The 19,577-nt window shown below is 68.7% G+C and carries 18 protein-coding genes; 6 read left to right on the top strand and 12 right to left on the bottom strand.

Features of this window, described 5'->3' with window-relative positions; translation table 11 throughout:
- Nucleotides 1-119: 119 nt before the first annotated feature.
- On the bottom strand, nt 120-530 hold the full coding sequence (locus H165_RS19130) for a metallophosphoesterase family protein (RefSeq protein WP_169333524.1): 411 nt from the start codon (nt 528-530) through the stop codon (nt 120-122).
- Here H165_RS19130 and H165_RS19755 point away from each other — a divergent pair.
- The gene (locus H165_RS19755; protein ID WP_169333525.1) at nt 520-756 is read left to right on the top strand and encodes a hypothetical protein; all 237 of its coding nucleotides are present in this window, start codon (nt 520-522) and stop codon (nt 754-756) included. The genes H165_RS19130 and H165_RS19755 overlap by 11 nt on opposite strands.
- Before the next feature lie 49 nt (nt 757-805).
- Here the strand turns inward: H165_RS19755 and H165_RS0108535 are convergent, their stop codons facing one another.
- The 7 genes from H165_RS0108535 to H165_RS0108565 all read right to left on the bottom strand — a co-directional run bounded on the left by H165_RS0108535 (nt 806) and on the right by H165_RS0108565 (nt 10,275).
- Nucleotides 806-2,185: a nucleobase:cation symporter-2 family protein gene (locus H165_RS0108535; protein WP_017938508.1), complete on the bottom strand. Its 1,380-nt coding sequence runs from the start codon at nt 2,183-2,185 to the stop codon at nt 806-808.
- 129 nt (nt 2,186-2,314) lie between these two features.
- On the bottom strand, nt 2,315-4,153 hold the full coding sequence (ilvD, locus tag H165_RS0108540) for a dihydroxy-acid dehydratase (protein WP_017938509.1): 1,839 nt from the start codon (nt 4,151-4,153) through the stop codon (nt 2,315-2,317).
- Nucleotides 4,154-4,398: 245 nt separating this feature from the next.
- Nucleotides 4,399-5,253 (bottom strand): ABC transporter permease, encoded by an 855-nt coding sequence (locus tag H165_RS0108545; protein WP_017938510.1) that lies wholly within the window; start codon nt 5,251-5,253, stop codon nt 4,399-4,401.
- A gap of 3 nt (nt 5,254-5,256) precedes the next feature.
- Entirely contained in the window at nt 5,257-6,486 is a 1,230-nt protein-coding gene (locus H165_RS0108550; RefSeq protein ID WP_026146477.1) for an ABC transporter permease, read from the bottom strand.
- A gap of 68 nt (nt 6,487-6,554) precedes the next feature.
- Nucleotides 6,555-7,628, bottom strand: a complete 1,074-nt coding sequence (locus H165_RS0108555; protein ID WP_026146478.1) for an ABC transporter substrate-binding protein — start codon at nt 7,626-7,628, stop codon at nt 6,555-6,557.
- A 39-nt stretch (nt 7,629-7,667) separates the two neighbouring features.
- The gene (locus H165_RS0108560; protein WP_017938513.1) at nt 7,668-8,777 is read right to left on the bottom strand and encodes an ABC transporter ATP-binding protein; all 1,110 of its coding nucleotides are present in this window, start codon (nt 8,775-8,777) and stop codon (nt 7,668-7,670) included.
- 301 nt (nt 8,778-9,078) lie between these two features.
- Nucleotides 9,079-10,275 (bottom strand): class I SAM-dependent rRNA methyltransferase, encoded by a 1,197-nt coding sequence (locus tag H165_RS0108565; RefSeq protein ID WP_017938514.1) that lies wholly within the window; start codon nt 10,273-10,275, stop codon nt 9,079-9,081.
- Nucleotides 10,276-10,479: 204 nt separating this feature from the next.
- On the opposite strand from H165_RS0108565, the gene H165_RS0108570 reads away from it, so the two are divergent.
- The 5 genes from H165_RS0108570 to H165_RS0108590 all read left to right on the top strand — a co-directional run bounded on the left by H165_RS0108570 (nt 10,480) and on the right by H165_RS0108590 (nt 15,193).
- On the top strand, nt 10,480-11,346 hold the full coding sequence (locus H165_RS0108570; protein WP_017938515.1) for an HDOD domain-containing protein: 867 nt from the start codon (nt 10,480-10,482) through the stop codon (nt 11,344-11,346).
- An 11-nt stretch (nt 11,347-11,357) separates the two neighbouring features.
- The gene (gene mutM / locus H165_RS0108575; protein ID WP_017938516.1) at nt 11,358-12,170 is read left to right on the top strand and encodes a bifunctional DNA-formamidopyrimidine glycosylase/DNA-(apurinic or apyrimidinic site) lyase; all 813 of its coding nucleotides are present in this window, start codon (nt 11,358-11,360) and stop codon (nt 12,168-12,170) included.
- Between the two features lie 44 nt (nt 12,171-12,214).
- Nucleotides 12,215-12,796 (top strand): lysophospholipid acyltransferase family protein, encoded by a 582-nt coding sequence (locus tag H165_RS0108580; RefSeq protein ID WP_017938517.1) that lies wholly within the window; start codon nt 12,215-12,217, stop codon nt 12,794-12,796.
- 84 nt (nt 12,797-12,880) lie between these two features.
- Entirely contained in the window at nt 12,881-13,222 is a 342-nt protein-coding gene (locus H165_RS0108585) for a hypothetical protein (protein ID WP_026146479.1), read from the top strand.
- Nucleotides 13,223-13,354: 132 nt separating this feature from the next.
- On the top strand, nt 13,355-15,193 hold the full coding sequence (locus tag H165_RS0108590; RefSeq protein WP_017938519.1) for a Na/Pi cotransporter family protein: 1,839 nt from the start codon (nt 13,355-13,357) through the stop codon (nt 15,191-15,193).
- A gap of 7 nt (nt 15,194-15,200) precedes the next feature.
- On the opposite strand, the gene ggt is transcribed toward H165_RS0108590, so the two are convergent.
- The 4 genes from ggt to H165_RS0108610 all read right to left on the bottom strand — a co-directional run bounded on the left by ggt (nt 15,201) and on the right by H165_RS0108610 (nt 19,570).
- A complete protein-coding gene (gene ggt / locus H165_RS0108595) occupies nt 15,201-16,922 on the bottom strand; it encodes a gamma-glutamyltransferase (RefSeq protein ID WP_017938520.1) in 1,722 nt (573 codons plus the stop codon).
- A gap of 117 nt (nt 16,923-17,039) precedes the next feature.
- A complete protein-coding gene (locus H165_RS0108600; RefSeq protein ID WP_017938521.1) occupies nt 17,040-17,291 on the bottom strand; it encodes a YfhL family 4Fe-4S dicluster ferredoxin in 252 nt (83 codons plus the stop codon).
- A 112-nt stretch (nt 17,292-17,403) separates the two neighbouring features.
- Entirely contained in the window at nt 17,404-17,883 is a 480-nt protein-coding gene (gene coaD, locus H165_RS0108605) for a pantetheine-phosphate adenylyltransferase (protein WP_017938522.1), read from the bottom strand.
- A gap of 94 nt (nt 17,884-17,977) precedes the next feature.
- Nucleotides 17,978-19,570: a GMC family oxidoreductase gene (locus H165_RS0108610; protein ID WP_017938523.1), complete on the bottom strand. Its 1,593-nt coding sequence runs from the start codon at nt 19,568-19,570 to the stop codon at nt 17,978-17,980.
- Nucleotides 19,571-19,577: the final 7 nt, after the last annotated feature.

The following is a 19,577-nucleotide window of genomic DNA, read 5'->3' on the forward strand; positions in this document are numbered from 1 at the left end:
GGCTTCTCGCTGCTGTTGTTCTTGTGCCGGCCACTGTAGACAAACATGCGCGTATTTTTCCAGTATCTTGTATACATTTTTAAATGCGACGATCGGTTTCGATCTCCGGCATTACTGCTTTAAACAACAGAAAAATTCGGCGAAAAGGTCTCTGACGCTTCGGTCAGGAATCCGTGAGGCGACGAATGGCGCCTGGGGGTGCCAGGTGCACCAGACTGGCGCACCGTGCACAGCTCAAGCAGTTCTGCGTGTACTCGGCCGACCGCCGGATGTAGCCGCGCGACGTTGATCGGCAGGCGGAATCGGCGCGCTCCGGCACCGCCCGGATTGGCCAGCAGCAGGCCGTCGCGCTCCCCGATCAGCGGCTCGTGGGGATGGCCGCGAATGGCCATCCGAACATGGGCTGTATACAGATCGTCAGGCAGGTTCGCCGCATCATGGGGGAATAAAGTGCATACGTCATGCCAGCTCAGCTGCAGGTTGGTCGGCAGCTGCGTGGCCCAGGGTGCGGTGTCACTGTTGCTGCGCACCCGGCAGGGTGTGAAGAACCTCGCCCTGCGGGAAGCCGAGCGCATCCAGGGCAAGGACTTCAAGCATGCCACCCGCGACCTGATCGGCGCTGCCTACCCCGGCTACGCCGCCGCAGTGGGCCAGCTGCTGGCGCCAAGGGCCCGACCTCAAGGCCCCGGGAGGTGTTCGGCAACGACGTGGAGCGCCTGTCCCGGCGAGATCAGCGCCGAGCTGGCCCACGAATAGCAATGGCCCGGCAGAAGCCGGGCCATTGGGAAAGGATCGAAATCGCCGCTCAGCGCTCGGCGGCTGGCCGGTCCGGCAGGAACCAGTTCATCAGCAGCGCGCACAGGCCGCCGGTGGCCACCCCCGACTCCAGCACGGCGCGCAGCGCCGCCGGCATGTGGGCGAGGAACTCCGGCACCTGGGAGACGCCCAGGCCGAGGGCCAGGCTGACCGCGATGATCAGCAGGGCGCGGCGGTCCAGGCGGGTGCCGGCGAGGATGTTGATGCCCGAGGCGGCCACCGCGCCGAACATCACCAGGGCGGCCCCGCCGAGCACCGGCTCGGGGATCGCCTGCAGCACCCCGGCCACCGCCGGGAACAGGCCGAGCAGCACCAGCAGCGCGGCGATCCACAGGCCGACGTGGCGGCTGGCGATGCCGGTCAGCTGAATCACCCCGTTGTTCTGCGCGAAGATCGAGCTGGGGAAGCTATTGAGCAGGCCGGCGAGCAGCGAGTTTGCGCCGTTGACCAGCACCCCGCCCTTGATCCGCTGCATCCACAGCGGGCCTTCCACCGGCTGCCGGGACACCTTGCTGGTGGCGGTGACGTCGCCGATGGCCTCCAGCGAGGTGACCAGGTAGATCACCAGCATGGGGACGAACAGCGCCCAGGAGAAGCCCAGGCCGAAGTGCAGTGGGCTGGGCACCTGCAACAGTGGAGCCTCTTCCAGGCCGGCGAAGTCCAGGCGGCCCAGCCAGGCGGCGAGCAGGTAGCCGGCCAGCAGGGCGATGACGATGGCGCAGCTGCGCAGCCAGACCAGCGGGATGCGGTTGAGCACCACGATGATCGCCAGCACGCAGCCGGACAGCAGCAGGTTCTCGCCGTTGGCGAAGCTGCCGTCGGCCATGGCCGCGAAGCCGCCGCCCATGCTGATCAGGCCGACCTTGATCAGGGTCAGGCCGATCAGCAGCACCACGATGCCGGTCACCAGCGGGCTGATCAGCCGCTTGACGAAGGGCAGGATGCGCGACACGCCCATCTCCACGAAGGCGCCGGCCATCACCACGCCGAAGATCGCCGCCATCACCGTCTCCACCGGAGTGCCCTGGCCGACCATCAGGGTGCCGCCGGCGATCAGCGGGCCGACGAAGTTGAAGCTGGTGCCCTGGACGATCAGCAGCCCGGCGCCGAACGGGCCGAAGCGCCGGCACTGCACGAAGGTGGCGATGCCGGAGACTAGCAGGGACATGGAGACGATCAGGTTGGTGTCGCGCGGCGAGACGCCCAGCGCCTGGCAGATCAGCAGGCCGGGGGTGACGATGGGCACGATGATCGCCAGCAGGTGCTGCAGGGCGGCGAGCAGCGCAGCCAGCGGGCGCGGACGGTCGTCCAGGCCGTAGAGGAGTTCGTTGCGGGGTTCGGTGACGGGGGGCTGTTCCAGGGAAGTCATGGGGGGGACCGACTGCGAAAAAACGGCGATTCTACCCGAGCCGCCGGTGGCCCGCAGGGCGGGTGGATCGCGGCGGGGCGGGGGAACGAAAAAGCCCGGCATGGGCCGGGCTTTTCCTTGGCGGCGGGTTCAGCCTTCCAACAGCGCCTTGTTGCGCACCGCGCCCTTGTCGGCACTGGTGGCCAGCAGGGCGTAGGCCTTGAGGGCGGTGCTGACGCGGCGGGCACGTGGCTGCGCCGGCTTCCAGCCCTTCTTGTCCTGCTCGGCACGGCGTGCAGCCAGTTCCTCGTCGGACACCAGCAGGTTGATGCTGCGCTTGGGGATGTCGATGAGGATGCGGTCGCCGTCGCGGACCAGGCCGATGGCGCCGCCAGCGGCGGCTTCCGGCGAGGCGTGGCCGATGGACAGGCCGCTGGTGCCGCCGGAGAAGCGGCCGTCGGTGAGCAGCGCGCACTGCTTGCCGAGGCCCTTGGACTTCAGGTAGCTGGTCGGGTAGAGCATTTCCTGCATGCCCGGGCCACCTTTCGGGCCTTCGTAGCGGATGATCACCACGTCGCCAGGCTTCACCTCGTCGCCGAGGATGCCCTTCACCGCGGCGTCCTGGCTTTCGTAGATCTTCGCGCTGCCTTCGAAGACCAGGATGGACTCGTCCACGCCGGCGGTCTTCACCACGCAGCCGTCCTCGGCGATGTTGCCGTAGAGCACCGCCAGGCCGCCTTCCTTGGAGTAGGCGCGCTCCACGGAGCGGATGCAGCCCTCGGCGCGGTCCAGGTCGAGGCTCGGCCAGCGGCTGTCCTGGCTGAACGCCACCTGGGTCGGGATGCCGGCCGGGCCGGCCTTGAAGAACTCGTGGACGGCGGGGTCACTGGTCTGGGTGATGTCCCACTGGGCAATGGCCTCGGCCAGGCTGCGGGCGTGCACGGTCGGCACGTCGGTGTGCAGCAGGCCGCCGCGGGCCAGCTCGCCGAGGATGGCGAAGATGCCACCGGCGCGGTGCACGTCCTCCATGTGGTACTTCTGGGTGTTCGGTGCCACCTTGCAGAGCTGCGGCACGCGACGCGACAGGCGGTCGATGTCGCGCAGGGTGAAGGGCACCTCGGCCTCCTGGGCGGCGGCCAGCAGGTGCAGGATGGTGTTGGTCGAGCCGCCCATGGCGATGTCCAGGGTCATGGCGTTCTCGAAGGCCTTGAAGCTGGCGATCGAGCGCGGCAGCACGCTGGTGTCGCCCTCGCCGTAGTAGCGCTGGCAGAGCTCGACGATCAGCCGGCCGGCGCGGCGGAACAGCTTCTCGCGGTCGGCGTGGGTGGCCAGTGTGGAGCCGTTGCCCGGCAGCGACAGACCCAGGGCCTCGGTCAGGCAGTTCATGGAGTTGGCGGTGAACATGCCGGAGCAGCTGCCGCAGGTGGGGCAGGCGCTGCGCTCGTACTCGGCGACCTTCTCGTCGGAGCAGGAGTCGTCGGCGGCGATCACCATGGCGTCCACCAGGTCCAGGCCGTGGCTGGCCAGCTTGGTCTTGCCGGCTTCCATCGGGCCGCCGGAGACGAACACCACCGGGATGTTCAGGCGCAGGGCGGCCATCAGCATGCCGGGGGTGATCTTGTCGCAGTTGGAGATGCACACCAGCGCGTCGGCGCAGTGGGCGTTGACCATGTACTCCACGGAGTCGGCGATGATCTCGCGGCTCGGCAGCGAATAGAGCATGCCGTCATGGCCCATGGCGATGCCGTCGTCCACGGCGATGGTGTTGAACTCCTTGGCCACGCCGCCGGCCTGTTCGATCTCGCGGGCGACCAGTTGGCCGAGGTCCTTCAGGTGCACGTGGCCGGGCACGAACTGGGTGAAGGAGTTGGCGACGGCGATGATCGGCTTCTTGAAGTCCTCGTCCTTCATCCCGGTGGCGCGCCACAGGGCGCGGGCGCCGGCCATGTTGCGGCCGTGGGTGGAGGTTTTCGAGCGGTAATCGGGCATGGTGGCTGGTCCTGCGGAGGCTAATCACGACGCGGGCATTCGGGCCCGCTGGTTATGCGTATGGTGAGCGCGCCACGGGCCGCTGGCAAATGCAAGTGAAGGTTGCCGGGGCGTGGGGCCGGGAGGCTGCGCGGGATCGCCGCTGGCGGCTCGGCCGGGCTCGTCAGTCCGCCTGGGATGGGGCAGGGAAACATCGATTCTAATCCCAGGCGGTCGGGGCGCGGAAGGGCGGGGGGATCGCCGGTCTACTCGGCCGGCGCCAGGCGCAGCCGTTCGGCACGCCGGCGCAGCAGCTCGAGGGTCACCAGCAGGGCGATGGAGGTGAGGATCAGCAGGGTCGCCACCGCCAGGATGCTCGGGTTGATCTGCTCGCGCAGCCCCGAGAACATCTGCCGGGGGATGGTGCGCTGCTGCGGTCCGGCCATGAACAGGATGACCACCACCTCGTCGAAGGAGGTGATGAAGGCGAACAGCGCGCCGGAGATCACCCCCGGACGGATCAGCGGCATGATCACGTCGAAGAACGCCCGCAGCGGGGTGGCGCCCAGGTTCAGCGCGGCGCGCACCAGGGAGTAGTCGAAGCCCACCAGGGTGGCGGTCACGGTGATGATCACGAAGGGGGTGCCCAGGGCCGCGTGGGCGATGATCACCCCGGGGTAGGTGCCGGCCAGGCCGAAGTCCGAATAGAAGAAGAACATCCCGGCGGCGGTGATGATCAGCGGAACGATCATCGGTGACAGCAGCAGGGCGGTGATGAAGCGCCGCAGGGGCATCTCCTCGCGGGCCAGGCCCACCGCCGCGCAGGTGCCCAGCACGGTGGACAGCAGGGTGGCGAAGATGCCGATGATGAAGCTGTTCTTGATCGCCAGGATCCAGCGCGGGTCGGTGAACACCTCCTGGTACCAGCGCAGCGAATAGGCCTCTGGCTGCAGGGTGAGCATGCCCTCGGTGAAGCTGAAGAAAGGCTCGCTGTTGAAGGACAGCGGCACTATCACCAGGATCGGCAGAATCAGGAACAGCAGCACCAGCCAGGAGCCGAGCTTGAGCAGCAGGCGGCCCAGGCGCTGCCAGAAACCATAGTAGGCGGGAGTGCTGTTCATCCTTCAGCCCAACTTGATGTTGCTGGCGCCGACGAAGCGGTCGTACACCCAGTAGAGGAGCAGGATCAGCGCCAGCAGCAGCGAGCCTAGGGCGGCGGCCAGCTCCCAGTTGTTCGACGACTGCATGTGGAAGGCGATCAGGTTGCTGATCATCTGCCCGTCGGTGCCGCCGACCAGCGCCGGGGTGATGTAGTAGCCCACGGAGATGATGAACACCAGCAGCGCCCCGGCGCTCAGCCCCGGCAGGGTCATCGGGAAGTAGATGCGCGCGAAGGCCGGCAGCGGCCGGTCGCCAAGGCTCAGGGCGGCGCGCAGGTAGCTGGGGTCGATGCCGCGCATCACGCTGTACAGCGGCAGGACCATGAACGGCAGGAGGATGTGGGTCATGGCCACCACGGTGGCGAAGGAGGTGTAGAGCATCTCCAGGGGCTCGTCGAGAAGGCCGCTGGCGAGCAGCGTGGAGTTGATCACCCCGTTGGTCTGCAGCAGGGCGATCCACGCCGTGGTGCGCACCAGCAGGGAGGTCCAGAACGGCAGCAGGACCAGCACCAGGAGCAGGTTGGCGCGGTTCTCCGGCAGGCTGGCCAGGTAGTAGGACAGCGGGTAGCCGAGCAGGGCGCAGAGCAGGGTGATGATCAGCGCCAGGGTCAGGGTCTTGCTGTACAGCTTGAGGTAGATCTGGGTATCGCGGGGGCGGATGCCTTCGTCCGGGTGCCGCTCCAGGTCCAGGGCGGTCAGGTAGTAGTCGTAGGTGTAGGTCATGCCGGCGCGCTTGATGGCGTACCACACCTCGCTGCGCGACCAGTTGCGGTGAGCCTTGAGCAGGGTCGGCACGCCGTCCGTGGCGAGCTGTTCCGGCTGGAGACGGCCGAGCTGCCGGGCGCTGCTCTTGACCACGCTGGACATCCCGGAGAAGGCGCGGTTCAGCTCCTCGGCCAGGCGCCCGGACTGCCGCTTCCTGGCCAGGGCGTGCAGCTCCTCGGCGAATACCGCGAGGCTGGCCTCGTCGGGCAGGCCGTGCTCGTCCCAGCGTTGCAGTTCGGCAATGGTGCGCGGGATCAGTTCGCTGACCGTGGGGTGGTGGACGCTGCGCCAGAGCATGCTGGCGATGGGCGCGACGAAGGCCAGGAGGATGAACAGCAGCAGCGGCAGCACGAACAGCAGGGCGGTGAGCCGCTTGCGCCGCCGGGCACGGGCGGCCTGGCCGGCTTCCTGGGCGGTCAGGGAATGCAGAAGGGCGCCGCGGGCAGGCATGGCTTCTCCTCAGGCCGCCCCGCCGCGAGGATGGGACGGCTGCCGGTTCAGTTCAGGAGCCACTCGTTGAACTTCTCGCCGAGCGCCTCGCCGTGGTCGGCCCAGAACTCCGAGCCGGCCTTGATGCCCTTGTCCAGATGGGCGGTGGGCAGGTGCGGCGCGGCGGTCTGATCGGCCAGCGGCATGGACGACTTGCGGGTCGGACCGTAGGCCACGTCCGGCATGCCGGCCAGCGGCTTGGAGCCGGTGGCGTAGGCGATGAACTGCATGGCCAGGTCCTTCTTCGGGGTGCCCTTGACGATGGCCCAGGCATCCAGGTCGTAGACGTGGCCGTCCCAGACGATCACGAAGGGTTTCTTCTCCTGGCGGATGGAGTCGTAGAAGCGCCCGTTGGCCGACTGCACCAGCACCGCGCCACCATCGTTGAGCAGCTGCGGGGCCTGCGACCAGGAGTCGAACCAGACCAAGTCCTTCTTGATGCTGGCGAGCTTGTCGAAGGCGCGCTGCTGGCCTTCCGGGGTGGCGAGTACCTCGTAGACCTCCGCCGGCGGCACGCCGTCGGCCATCAGTGCCCATTCCAGATTGACCTGCGGACGCTTGCGCATGGCGCGCTTGCCGGGGATCTTCGCGGTGTCGAAGAAGTCCTTGATGGTCTCCGGCTTGACGCTGCCGATGGTCCGCTCGTTGTAGGCGAACACCACCGACCAGACGATGTTGCCGATCGCGCACTCGCTGGCCAGGGCCTCGGGGATGAAGTCCTGCTCGGCCGGGGTGCCGTCCACGCCGGCCGGCAGGAAGTCGCGCGGGAGCTCCTCGAGCAGCCCTTCGGAGCAGGCCCGTTCGAGGTCGATCACCTCGAAGTCGACCACGTCCCACTGGATGTTGCCGGACTCCACCTGCGCCTTGATCTCGGCGACGCCGCCGGTGTAGTCCTCGAACAGCACCTTGACCCCGGTGTCCTTCTGGAAGGGGTCGACGACGTGCTTCTTCTGCGCCGCGCCATAGGCGCCGCCCCAGGACACCACGGTCAGGGAATCCTGCGCGGCGGCGCCGAAGGAGGCCATTGCCAGGGCGGCCGTGAGGGCGAACGCGGAAACGCTGGTGGTCAATGATCTAGCCATTGTTGTTGTGCTCCATTGCCATTGCGGGGGTGATCCTGGTCAGCTTGGGGTCGGCGCCTCCGGGCGATCCAGCGCCTGGCTGTCCTGGGGCAGCCAGGCCAGGGAGATCTCCTGCTGGGGCTCCAGGCGCGGGGCCGAGCTGTCGTTCATGTTCTTCACCACCAGCTCGGTGCCGTCGGCGGTTGCGAAGTGGTAGCGGATGTATTCGCCGACGTAGTGACTGGTCAGGAAGCGCGCGCGGACCTGGTTGCCGGCATTGCCCAGGCGGTCGGTGAAGGTCAGCTTCTCCGGGCGCACCGACACCGTGGTCGGCTGGCCCACCTGGGTGCAGTTGGCCTTGCGCGCACGCACCAGGGCGCCGTCGCTGAGGCGCACGCTGACCTCCTGATCGTCCACTGCCTCGATGCGCCCGCTGAGCTTGTTGCTCTCGCCGATGAAATCGGCGACGAACAGGTTGGCCGGGCGCTCGTAGAGCACGTGGGGCGGCGCGCACTGCTGGACGATGCCCTGGTTGAACACGGCGATGCGGTCGCTCATGGTCAGCGCCTCGGTCTGGTCGTGGGTGACGTAGATCACCGTGAAGCCGAGCTGCTCGTGGAGGCGTTTGATCTCGAACTGCATCTGCTCGCGCAGCTTCTTGTCCAGGGCGCCCAGGGGTTCGTCCATGAGCACGATGTCCGGGGCGAAGATCAGCGCGCGGGCCAGCGCCACGCGCTGCCGCTGGCCGCCGGAGAGCTGCCCGGGGTAGCGGTTGGCGAAGTCCTGCAGCTCGACCAGCGCCAGGTACTCGTTGACCTTGGCGTTGATCGCCTGGCGGGGCTGCTTGCGGATCTTCAGCGGGTAGGCGAGGTTCTCGCGGATGGTCATGTGCGGGAACAGCGCGTACTGCTGGAAGACCATGCCGATGTTGCGTTCGTAGGGGGGGATGCTGGTGACCTGGCGGCCGTTGATGAGGATCTCGCCGCTGGTCACGTCCTCGAAGCCGGCGAGCATCATCAGGCAGGTGGTCTTGCCGGAGCCGGAGGGGCCGAGCAGGGTGATGAACTCGCCCTTGGCCACCTCGAGGTTGAAGTCCTTGACCACCAGGGTCCTGTGGTCGTAGGTCTTCTTGACCTGGATGAACTGCAGGAACGCCTTATCCCCAGCCATATCTCTCCCCGATGATCTGGCCCGGACCGCGCTGGCGCAGGTCCGCCTGGATGAAGCCCTGGCCTGCCCGCCCGGGGCCGGCCCTCGTCTGCACTGGGTCGTCATCGCCTGACGGGGACGCGCATGGCCGGCTTACCGCGACACGGCTGGCGTCCCGGCAGGTACTGCAGGGATGCGATGAGCGTGGCAGGTGACTACAGGATAGACGGCAGATGAGCGCCGCGCCCGACGGCGCAAGCGCCGGGGGAGCAGCGCAGGCGACAGGACGGGCTGCCGGCCGTGCGACCGGCAGCCGCGGGGCCTAGCCGTTGGGCAGCAGCCGGCAGGTCAGGCTCTTGATGTAGCGGGTCTCGGGGATCGCCGGGTGCACCGGATGGTCCGGACCCTGGCCGCCGCGCTCGAGCAGCTGGATGTTGCGGTCCAGGTGGCGGGCGCTCTGCAGCAGGATGTTCTGCAGGTCCTCCTCCGGCAGGTGCATGGAGCAGGAGGCGCTGACCAGGATGCCGTCCTTGCTGAGCAGGCGCATGGCCTGCTCGTTGAGGCGCCGATAGGCGGCCTCGCCGTTCTTCAGGTCCTTCTTGCGCTTGATGAAGGCGGGCGGGTCGGCGATCACCACGTCGAAGCGCTCCTCGGCGGCCTTCAGCTCCCTGAGGGCCTCGAACACGTCGCCTTCCACGCAGGTCATCTTCTCCGCCACGCCGTTCAGGCTGGCGTTGCGCTCCACGCCGTCCAGGGCCAGGCCGGAGCCGTCCACGCACATCACCTCGCTGGCGCCGAAGACCGCGGCCTGCACGCCCCAGCCGCCGATGTAGCTGAACAGGTCGAGGACCCGCTTGCCCTTCACGTAGGAAGCCAGGCGTGCGCGGTTCAGACGGTGGTCATAGAACCAGCCGGTCTTCTGCCCGGCCAGCACCGGGGCCTGGAACTTCACACCGTTCTCCTCCAGGGCCACCCAGTCCGGCACCTGGCCGTGGACGGTCGTCACGTAGCGCTCCAGCCCCTCGGCGTCGCGCGCCGCGGAGTCGTTCTTGAAGAGGATGCCGCTGGGCTTGAGGACCTGCACCAGGGCGGCGATCACCGCGTCGCGGTGGCGCTCCATGGTGGCGCTGGCCAGCTGCACCACGAGGATGTCGAAGAAACGGTCCACCACCAGGCCGGGAAGCAGGTCGGAGTCGCCGTACACCAGGCGGTAGCAGGGCACCTCGAAGAGCCGCTCGCGCAGCGACAGGGCGACGTTCAGGCGGTGTACCAGCAGCGACTTGTCGAAGCCGTGCTTGCCGTCGCGGGACAGCAGGCGCGCGCAGATCAGGTTGTTCGGGCTGACCCCGACCACCCCCAGCGGCTTGCCGTTGGCCGCCTCCAGCTGGGCCAGGTCGCCGGGCTGGAAGGCCGTCAGAGGCGTGGCGGCGACATCGACCTCGTTGCTGAAGACCCACAGGTGGCCGGCGCGCAGGCGGCGGTCGGCATTGGCTTTGAGGCGCAGGCTGGGCAGCGACATGGACAGGACTCCGGGGAAAAGAGCGCGATTATAGAGCAAGCCCGGCCGACCGACGCCCCATCCGCCGGAAAGCGCCGCGCTTCGATCCCTCAACTTCCGCGCCGGCAGGCCGATAGGGGAGGGACGTGCCCGCGCCGGGCGCATTGCCCGTGGGTGAAATGGCGCACAGTTGCTAGACTGCGCGCTTCACATCGAGCAGTCACGATGAGCCAGGAACTTTCCCCCGAACTGATTCAACAGGTGCTGCAGGGCATCAGCGTGCCGCCGCAGCCGCAGATCATGGTCGACCTGCAGATGGAGCAGGTCATGCCCAACCCCGACCTGAAGACCATCGCCCGTCTGATCGGCCAGGACCCGGGACTCTCCGGGGCCCTGCTGAAGATCGTCAACTCGCCCTACTTCGGCCTGGCCAACCGCGTCGGCTCGATCCAGCACGCGGTCAACCTCTTGGGCAGCCGCTCGGTGATCAACATGATCAACGCGCTGTCGATCAAGAGCGAGATGAGCGACGAGACCATCGTCACCCTCAACCGCTTCTGGGACAACGCCCAGGACGTGGCCATGACCTGCCTGACCCTGGCCAAGCGCATCGGCTGCGAGGCGGTGGACGAAGCCTACTCCCTGGGCCTGTTCCACAACTGCGGCATCCCGCTGATGCTCAAGCGCTTCCCGCAGTACATGACGGTGCTCGAGGAGTCCTATGCCAGCGCTAGTGCCGAGCGTCGCATCGTCGACACCGAGAACCGCCTGCTCAATACCAACCACGCGGTGGTCGGCTACTACACGGCGCGCTCCTGGAACCTGCCGCAGCACCTCTGCGAGGCCATCGCCTACCACCACAACTGCCGCGCCCTGTTCGCCGAGGACAGCGGTCGCGACGTGCAGTTGAAGAACCTCCTGGCGATCCTCAAGATGGCCGAGCACATCTGCGAGTCCTACCGGGTGCTCGCCGATCAGGACGTCGACCTGGAATGGGAGGCGATCCGCGAACTGGTGCTCGACTACGTCGGCCTCACCGAGTACGACTTCGAGAACCTCAAGGAAAGCATCCGCGAACTGAGCCGCTACTGAGTCCCGAGTCCATGCCCGAACTGCCCGAAGTCGAAACCACCCGCCGAGGCATCGAGCCGTACCTCAAGGGCCAGCGCGTCAGCCGCGTGCTGGTCCGTGAGCGGCGCCTGCGCTGGCCGATCCCCGAGGACCTCGACGTGCGCCTCTCCGGACAGCGCATTCAGGCCGTGGAGCGGCGCGCCAAGTACCTGCTGATCCGCGCCGAGAGCGGCACCCTGATCGGTCACCTGGGCATGTCCGGCAGCCTGCGTCTGGTGGAGTGCGGTCTGCCGGCGGGCCGCCACGAGCACGTGGATATCGAGCTGGAGTCCGGCCTGGCGCTGCGCTACACCGACCCGCGACGCTTCGGTGCGCTGCTCTGGAGCCAGGACCCGCTGCACCACGAGCTGCTCGCCCGGCTCGGTCCCGAGCCCCTCGGCGAGGAGTTCGACGGCGAGCGCCTGTACCAGCTGTCGCGTGGCAAGCAACTGGCGGTGAAGCCCTTCATCATGGACAACGCGGTGGTGGTCGGGGTCGGCAACATCTACGCGACCGAGGCGCTGTTCGCCGCCGGCATCGATCCGCGGCGTCCCGCCGGCTCCATCGCTCGGGCCCGCTACCTGCGCCTGGGCGAGGCGATCAAGCGGATCCTCGCTCAGGCCATCGAGTGCGGTGGCACCACCCTGCGCGACTTCGTCGGCGGCGACGGCAAGCCCGGCTACTTCCAGCAAGAACTGTTCGTCTACGGGCGCGCCGGGGAGTTCTGCAAGAGCTGCGGCAGCACCCTGCGGGAGACCAGACTCGGCCAGCGTGCCAGCGTATACTGCCCGCGCTGCCAGCGCTGAGTCGGCGCCCGGCAGCCCGTCGTAACCATTCCAAGAACAAGACCGTGGACAACACCAACTACCTCCCTCCCAATCCCTTCGCCGAGTGGGTCGGCCGTACCGTGTTCCGGATCATGGGCTGGCGCATCGAGGGCGAGTTGCCGGCGCTCGACAAGTTCGTGGTGATCGGCGCCCACCACACTTCCAACTGGGACTTCGTGATCTTCCTCGCCGCCAAGTTCATGCTGCGCCTCAACGCTCGCTGGTTCGGCAAGCACAGCATCTTCCGCTGGCCGTTCGGCGGTCTGCTGAAGCGCTGGGGCGGCGTGCCGATCCGCCGCGACCGGCAGTCCAACGTGGTCGATCAGGCCGTCCAGGCATTCCGCCAGCAGCGCCAGTTCATGCTGGTGCTCTCCCCGGAGGGCACCCGCAAGAAGGTGGAGCGCTGGAAGACCGGCTTCTACCACATCGCCCGCGGCGCCGGGGTGCCGGTAGTGCTCGCCGCTCTCGACTACCCGGGGCGGCGCATCGTGATCGGCCCGGCCTTCCAGCCCACCGGCGACGAGGCCGGCGACATGCGGCGGATCCTGGATTTCTACCGGGATTTCGTGCCGAAGAAGCCGCACTACGCCTTTCACGGCGATTGAAGGCCGTCACGCTGACACCTCGCGCAGCGCTGTTATAGTTAGCGAACTGCCACCCTACAAAAACAGACACCGAAGGACCGCCCCATGAATCTGTTTCGCGCAACAGCTGCTGTAATGGCCCTGACCACCGGTCTGCTGACCTTGCCGGCGAATGCCGGGGCGGCGGTTTCCGAGAATGCCAGCGGCGATCCCCTGTACACCGTCGAGGCCCCGTCCGGCTACGCCATGGCCGGCGACCTGCTGATCGCCCGGCCGCTGCTGATCGCCGGCACCATCATCGGCACCGGGGTGTTTCTGGTGTCCCTGCCGTTCAGCGCCCTGGGGGGTAACGTCAAGGAAGCCGGCCAGGCCCTGGTGATCGAGCCTGGCAAGGAGGCCTTCGTGCGCTGCCTGGGCTGCACCAGCAGCGGCTACAAGCACGACTGATTTTCGCCCGGCCTGCCGGCCAGCCCCCGACGCGCGAGCGCCGGGGGCTTTTTCGTGGCCATCCACCCGTCCCAGCCACCGCCGTGCTGTGCTCTAATCGCGGGTCTTTTCGGTAGTGGAGAAGCAGGGGACGTGAAACGTTACTTGCACATCGGCGTGCTGTTCCTGATCGGCCTCGCCCTGGGCTGGTCGTTCTGGGCCAGCGCCGGTTGGCTGCAGCTGTGCGCCGGCCTGGCGCTGTTCCTGTTCGGCATGCAGTGCCTGGAGGAGGGCCTGCGCCAGCTGGCCGGCAGCCGTCTCGAGCAGTGGCTCGGCAGGAGCACGGCGACACCGCTGAAGGGCATGCTGTTCGGCATCGGCGGCACCATGCTGCTGCAGTCCACCACCTTGGTGTCGCTGCTGACCATCGCCTTCATCAGCACCGGGCTGATCCAGCTGGCCGGCGGCATCGCCATTCTGCTCGGCGCCAATCTGGGGGCCACCAGCGGCATCTGGCTGCTGGCCATGGCCGGGCAGAACCTCAGCCTCAGCCCTCTGGCCCTGCCGCTGCTGGTATTCGGCGTGCTGGCCGGCTTCAACGGCCCGGCCAGCAAGGCCGGCGGGCGCATCGTGCTGGGCATCGCCTTCATCTTCCTCGGCATCGACCAGATCAAGGACGGTTTCGCCAGCTTCGGCGAGGGCCTGGACCTGACCGGCTACCAGGCCGACGGCCTGCGTGGCGCCCTGCTGTTCACCGCCATCGGCATGGCGGTCACCGTGGTCCTGCAGTCCAGCCACGCGACCCTGATGCTGACCCTCGCGGCCCTGGCCGGCGGCCAGCTGGAGCTGGGCCAGAGTCTGGCCATCGCCATCGGCTCCAACGTCGGCAGCAGCGTCACCACTGGCTTCGTCGGCTCCCTGGGCGGTAACCGCAGCGGCCAGCGCCTGGCCCTGGCCCATGTGCTGTTCAACCTGGTCACCGGGGTGCTGGCCTTCCTCCTGCTCGGCCCGCTGACCTGGCTGGTGCTGGCCCTCACCTCGGCCTTCGGCCTGGGCGACAACAGCCTGATTCAGCTGGCGCTGTTCCACACCCTGTTCAACACCATGGGCGTGCTGCTGTTCTGGCCGCTGCAGGGGCGTCTGGCCAGGGCGCTGGTGCGCTGGCTGCCGGAGCGTCCGGAGCCGCAGGTGCTGATCACCGAGCTGGCGGTGGACCACCGGGAGCCGGAGCGCACCCGCGCCCGCTACCTCAGCGAGCGGGCCCTGGACAGCGCCGACGCCGCCGCCGGGGCGGTGGCCCTGGAGCTGCGCCACCTGGGCCGGCTGAGCCTGGAGGTGATCTGCCACGCCCTCTACCTGCCGGTCGATCAGCTGGCCCGCGCCCAGGGCGACGAGGCCCTGCTGCAGGCGTGCCCGGCGTCTCGCGGCCTGGATGCCGAAACCCTCTACCAGCGGCACATCAAGGGGGTGTACGGCGACCTGCTGAGCTTCATGGGGCGTCTCGAGGTGAACCTCGACGAGGCCCACCAGCAGTTCTGGCTGACCTGCCAGGTGGGCGCCCTGCAGCTGGTGGAGGCGGTCAAGGACGCCAAGCACCTGCAGAAGAACCTCGGCCACTACCTGAACCAGCCGCCTTCGCCGGCGCGTAGCGCCTACGTGGAGCTGCGTCGCCACCTGCTGGCCCTGCTCCATGCCCTTTACGAGCTGGCCCGTGCCGACCTCGACGACGAGGCCTGGCGGGCTCGCCTGCAGGCCATCGACGACCGCGCCGCAGACTTCGACGCGGCCTTCCGCGCGCGGCTGTTCGCCATGGTGCGCAGTCAGGAGCTGGACGGCCTGCAGACCAGCTCGCTGATGAACGACCTGGGCTACGCCAGCCGCATCTTCCAGAGCCTGCGCAACGTGCTGCTGCTCAGCGAAGGCCACGAGACCCTGCGCAGCCTGCGGCGCATCCCGGTCAGCGAGGACGAGTCGCCGATCGTCGTCGACTGAGCCCGCGCTAGCGGGCGGCGGCTGCCGGCCGCTCGGCCGGTTGCGCCGCCGCGGGTGGCCAGGCCTCCAGCAGCATGGCCTCGCCGATGCCGCGCGGGTCGCTGGCCGCTTCCAGACGCCCGGCCGCCTTGTCCCAAAACAGCACCTGCAGGTTGCCATAGCGCCGCTCCAGGCGCTCCAGGCGCTGGCCGCGGCGTTCCAGGGCCTGCAGCTCGGCGGCGCTGAAGGCGCCCGGCTCGTATTCCACCCGGTCGGGCAGGTACTGGTGGTGGTAGCGCGGGGTTGCCGGCCACTGGGCCACCGGGCGGCCGTCCAGGTGGTCGAGGATGGCCAGCAGCACCATGCTGGGGATGCGGCTGCCGCCCGGGGTGCCGAAGCTGGCCAGTCCCGCGGGGCTGTCGATGAAGGTCGGCGCCATGCTGGACAGCGGGCGCTTGCCGGCGGCCACGGCATTGGCCTGGCTGCCGGCCAGCCGGTAGGCGTTGGTGCCGGCCGGGTCGGCGGCGAAGTCGTCCATCTCGTCGTTGAGCAGCACCCCGGTGCCAGGCACCGTGAAGGCGGCACCGAACGGCAGGTTGATCGACAGGGTGGCGGCCACCGCATTGCCCTCCGCATCGATCACCGTGAAGTGGGTGGTGTGCTGGCCCTCGTGCCAGGCCGGAGCCGGCGGCAGGGCACTGCTCGGGGTGGCGCGCTGCGGGTCGATGCCTGCCGCCAGGCGCTTCAGGTAGGCCGGATCGAGCAACTGGCGGAGCGGGTTGGCGACGAAGTCCGGGTCGCCGAGCAGGCCGCGGTCGCGGTACACGCGGCGCAGGGTCTCGATCACGTAGTGGCTGCGCTGCACCCGGTCGGCCGGCTGCCAGGGCAGATGCTGGAGGATTCCCAGGCTCTGCGCCAGGGCCACCCCGCCGGCGGAGGGCGGCGGCGCGCCGATCAGTTCGCCGCCGTCGGCGAGGGCGACGCGCAGCGGCGGGCGCTCCACCACCCGGTATTCGGCGAGGTCACGCAGGCTCCAGATGCCGCCGGCGGCACGCACCCCGGCGACCAGCCGCTCGGCGGTCTCCCCAGCGTAGAAGCCGCTGCGCCCGTAGCGGCCGAGGCGCTCCAGGGTGCGCGCCAGCTGCGGCTGGCGGATCAGGCTCCACTGCTCGGGCACCTGGCCGGCGTCGAGAAACAGCCGGGCGCTTTCCGGGTCGGCGCGCAGGGCCTCCAAGCGGGCCAGGGCGCGCTCGCGGTAGACGCGGTCCACCGAAATGCCGTCGCGGGCCAGGCGTACCGCTGGGGCCAGGTTGTCGGCCAGGCTCAGCCGCCCGTAGTTCGTGGTGAGATGCTCTAGGGCTGCGGGCAGACCGGGAATCGCTGCCGCCAGGGCGCCGTCCAGGGACAGCTTGGGGTCGACCTTGCCGGCGCGGCGGTAGAGTTCGGCATGGGCGGCCAGCGGGGCGCGCTCGCGGGCGTCGACGAAGCGGTATTCGGCCGGTTCGCCGGCCAGGCGGAGGAGGAAGAAACCGCCGCCGCCGAGGCCTGAGCCATAGGGCTCGGCCACCGCCAGGGCGGCGCTGATCGCCACCGCGGCGTCGAAGGCGTTGCCGCCGCTGCTCAGCGCCTCCAGCCCGGCCACGCTGGCCGCCGGATGAGCGCTGGCCACCGCGGCCTTGCCGGGACCGTTGGCGGCCCAGCCGGCCAGGCTGAAGGTCAGCAGGAGGAACAGCAGCGACAGGCGTTTCATCGTCGATCCGGAACGGGGAAGTCGTTGCAGTATGGCCGATACCGGCGCGGCCCGCCGGGCGAGCCGGGTGCGGAGAGGGGGCCGCGGGACCCGGGGCGACCCGCAGCGGCGGAGGGCTCAGAGCTGACCGGAGATCCGCAGGTACTTCTCCATCAGCTGTTCCTTGGTCTCCACGTGGTTCTCATCCAGGGGGATGCAGTCCACCGGGCAGACCTGCTGGCACTGCGGCTCGTCGTAGTGGCCGACGCACTCGGTGCACAGGTTGGGGTCGATTACGTAGATCTCCTCGCCTTGGGAGATCGCGCCGTTCGGGCACTCGGGCTCGCAGACGTCGCAGTTGATGCAGTCGTCGGTGATTTTCAGGGACATCGAATAACTCCTGCCAGGCCGGCCGGGCGTGGCATCGGGACACTCAGGGAGCGAATTGTGCCGGATCGGCGCCCGCCTTGCACCCCGGCGCCGCTCCGGTTGGTTCCCGGGGTCAGCCCTGGAAGCGGCGGGTCAGCGCCTCGGCCACCACCGGGTGGACGAACTGGGAGATGTCGCCGCCCAGGGAGGCGATCTCGCGCACCAGGGTGGAGGAGATGAAGGAATACTTCTCGGACGGGGTGAGGAACATGCTTTCCACGTCTGGGGCCAGCTGGCGATTCATGTTGGCCAGCTGGAACTCGTACTCGAAGTCGGAGACCGCGCGCAGGCCGCGCAGCAGCACGTTGGCCTTCTGCTCCTTGACGAAGTGCGCGAGCAGGGTGGAGAAGCCGACCACCTCGACGTTGGGCAGGTGCTTGGTCACCTCGCGGGCCAGCTCGACGCGCTGCTCGAGCGGGAACAGCGGGTTCTTCCTCGGGCTGGCGGCCACCGCAATGATCACCGAGTCGAACAGCCGCGAGGCGCGTTCGATCAGGTCGCCATGACCCCTGGTGATCGGGTCGAAGGTTCCAGGGTAAAGCACTCGATTCATCGTGACGTCCTGGCGGAGTCCGTGGGGGAGTCGGATGGTAGCGCAGCCGGGGTGCGGCGGCCAAGCGCACTCCCGGCCGGCATGGGGCGGGGATTCAGGCCTTGAGGCGCTCGGCCAGGGCGCTGGCCAGCTTGGCGCTGAAGGCGTACACCGAGAGCTGCGGGTTGGCGCCGATGCTGGTGGGGAACAGCGAGCCATCGTGGATCGACAGGTTCTCCAGCTGGTGATGGCGGCCGAGGCTGTCCACCACCGCCTGACGCGGATCCTCGCCCATGGCGCAGCCGCCCATCACGTGGGCGCTGCCCAGGCGGGTGCGGTACAGCTCCAGGGACAGGCTGTCGATCAGCGCCCTGGCCTCGGCCAGGCTGCGCACGTAGCCGGCGTCGGCGTGTACCGGCAGCACCGCCTTGGCGCCGGCGGCGAACTGGATCTCCGCCATGCTGTGGAAGGCCCGGCGGATGCCGTCCCAGGCGTAGGGGGTCATCGGGTAGTCGAGCACCGGCGTGCCGTCGCTGCGCAGTTCCACGCTGCCGCCCGGGCTGTCCGGGTGGAAACCGTCGCGCAGCAGGGCGAGCATCACGTTGGTACGCGGTAGCTCGGCCATGCGCAGGGCGTTCTCCTCGCCGAAGCGGCCGAGCAGGGTGGCCGCCAGGGCTGGGTGCAGCGGCGGCACCTCGAGTTTGTAGGACATCCGTCCGGCGACGCCGTCGTCCCACTGGAAGTGGTCGGAGTAGATCGACTGCGGCGCGCCGTAGAAGGGGTTGATCGGTGTGTCGAATTGCGCCGCGGAGAAGTTCACCGGGTGCAGGAAGGTGCGCTTGCCGACCCGATCGTGGGGGTCCGGGGCGGCGGAGCGCAGCAGCAGCGCCGGGGTGTTGATGCCTCCGCCGGCCAGCACGTAGTGCCGTGCGCGGACCCGGATGCGTCGCCCGGTGGGGGCCACGCAGCGGGCGTCCATGGCCAGGCACTCGAGGCCGCTGACCTGCTCGCCGTCCAGCAGCAGGCGCTCGGCGCGCGCCAGGTAGAGCAGCTCGCCGCCCCGTTCGAGGGTCGCCGGGATGGTGGTGACCAGCATCGACTGCTTGGCGTTGGTCGGGCAGCCCATCCCGCAGTAGCCGAGGTTCCAGCAGCCGCGCACGTTGCGCGGGATGACCTTCCAGTGCAGGCCGAGCTTCTCGCAGCCGGCGCGCAGCACGCCGTTGTTGGGGTTCGGCGGTAGCGCCCAAGGGGCCACGCCGAGGCGTTCCTCCATTTTCGCGAACCAGGGCGCCATCTCGGCTTCACCATGGCCCTGCACGGCGTGCTCGCGGGCCCAGTGCTCGAGGGTCTGCGCCGGGGTGCGGAAGCTGGAGGTCCAGTTCACCAGGGTGGTGCCGCCCACTGCGCGGCCTTGGAGGATGGTGATGGCGCCGTCCTTGCTCATCCGCCCGATGCCTTCCTGGTAGAGGCTGGCGTAGGCCTCGGGCTCCTGAAGCTTGAAGTCGCGGCTGGTCTTCAGCGGGCCTTCCTCGATCAGCAGCACCTTGAGGCCGGCGGCGCTGAGAATCTCCGCGGTAGTGCCGCCGCCGGCGCCGGTGCCGACGATGGCGACGTCGGCTTCCAGGGTCAGGTCGTCTTCCAGGCGCGAGCCGTCGTAGGTCTTCCAGCCGCGGGCCAGGCCCTCGGCGAACAGATCGGGTACAGGCATCTCGGTT

It is taken from the genome of Pseudomonas thermotolerans DSM 14292 (assembly GCF_000364625.1).
Lineage (GTDB): Bacteria > Pseudomonadota > Gammaproteobacteria > Pseudomonadales > Pseudomonadaceae > Aquipseudomonas > Aquipseudomonas thermotolerans.